This window comes from Vibrio sp. 704, assembly GCF_033339295.1.
Genome location: NZ_JAWOUH010000406.1, coordinates 1 through 724, shown reverse-complemented (window position 1 = coordinate 724; position 724 = coordinate 1). Strand labels below are relative to the sequence as shown.

General features: G+C 44.3%; 1 protein-coding gene. It reads left to right on the top strand.

The annotated features are described in order from the left end of the window. Positions 1 to 27: 27 nt before the first annotated feature. On the top strand, positions 28 to 501 hold the full coding sequence (locus R7R24_RS26765) for a response regulator (protein WP_318120125.1): 474 nt from the start codon (positions 28 to 30) through the stop codon (positions 499 to 501). Positions 502 to 724 lie beyond the last annotated feature (223 nt).

The window sequence follows — 724 nt, the reverse complement described above, 5'->3', positions numbered from 1 at the left end:
GAATCAAATTACCGCTAGAGGGTGAACATGGAGAAGCTTAATGTAATTTGCGTTGATGACCAACGAGAGGTGTTAAGCGCGGTTCTACAAGATCTAGAACCGTTGAATAAATGGCTGAATATTGAGGATTGTGAGTCTGCTGATGAAGTGCTTGAGTTGATGGACGAGCTTGATGCAGATGGTGAAATGATCGCGTTAATTATTTCGGATCACGTGATGCCAGGTAAAACGGGTGTTGAGCTGCTGACGGAAATTTCCAAAGACAGCCGCTTTGTTCGCACTCGCAAAGTCTTGTTGACTGGGCAGGCCACGCACACTGATACGATCAATGCGATTAACTCTGCGGGCATCGATCGATATTTCGAAAAGCCTTGGCAAGCCAATCAGTTGATTGAGTGCGTAAGAAACCTCGTTACACAATACATTTTTGATATGGGGCTCGATTACACGCAATATCACGAGCACTTAGATCAAAACGTTGTGTTTGACCGCTTAAGATAGGTGGGTAAAGTTAACCTGAGTTTTCGCCACAGCCACGTTCTGTTTCGATGTAAAAACCGGTAACTAAACGGTGGCTGTGCGGAACAGGTGAGAATTCCAAAATTCGAACTATGAATTCAATGAATATCGGCTAGCACTTGCGACAGATAAGGGTTTTGAGAACCAGTAACCTTGTAAATAATCGACGCCCATCTGAGTAAAGAAGTCGCACATCTTCGCATCC

Coding starts and splice junctions, on each gene's coding strand:
- R7R24_RS26765 (WP_318120125.1), top strand. CDS start 28: ATGGAGAAGCTTAATGTAATTTGCGTTGATGACCAACGAGAGGTGTTA.